The organism is Lujinxingia vulgaris (assembly GCF_007997015.1).
Lineage (GTDB): Bacteria > Myxococcota_A > Bradymonadia > Bradymonadales > Bradymonadaceae > Lujinxingia > Lujinxingia vulgaris.
Genome location: NZ_VOSM01000057.1, coordinates 1 through 664, shown reverse-complemented (window position 1 = coordinate 664; position 664 = coordinate 1). Strand labels below are relative to the sequence as shown.

Sequence of the window (664 nt, the reverse complement as noted above, 5' to 3'; positions counted from 1 at the left end):
GCTATTTGTACTACACTGCATACAATTGAAATAGTTAAGGCGATTTATCATGAAAGGTAATCAAAAAGTAATCGATGCGTTTAATACATTGTTAGCTAACGAGTTAGCAGCAATCGATCAGTATTTTATACACTCGCGCATGTATGACGACTGGGGTTTAAACAAACTATACGATCGCCTTAACCACGAGATGGAAGAAGAAAAAGATCACGCAGACTGGCTTATTAAGCGCATCTTGTTTTTAGAAGGTGTACCAAATATGACTAAGCGCCGTGATTTACTTATCGGTAACGATGTAAAAAGCATGATGCAAAACGATTTAACACTAGAGCTTGAAGTAGTTGCGTGTGTTAAAGACGTCATCGCAATATGTGAAGAACAACAAGATTATCAATCTCGTAGCATTTTAGAAAAACTGTTATTTGATACCGAAGAAGACCATGTTTACTGGTTAGAGCAGCAACTTGGCTTAATTGATAAGATTGGTTCTGAAAATTATCATCAAGCACAAATGGCTTAGTAGGAGCATATTATGAAAGGCGATAAAGACGTTATTGCAGCGCTTAATAAAGTACTCGCTAATGAGCTTGTTGGTATTAACCAATACTTTTTACATGCACGCATGTTTAAAGATTTTGGTTTCACTCAACTAGACAAAGCAGAT

General features: G+C 36.3%; 2 protein-coding genes. Both read left to right on the top strand.

The genetic code is table 11. From position 1 onward, the window contains the following. Positions 1-49: 49 nt before the first annotated feature. Positions 50-520 (top strand): bacterioferritin, encoded by a 471-nt coding sequence (gene bfr / locus FRC98_RS20865; RefSeq protein WP_146983503.1) that lies wholly within the window; start codon positions 50-52, stop codon positions 518-520. A gap of 12 nt (positions 521-532) precedes the next feature. Beyond that, the coding region (locus FRC98_RS20860) for a ferritin-like domain-containing protein (protein ID WP_283809670.1) at positions 533-664 on the top strand (132 nt) is incomplete at its 3' end.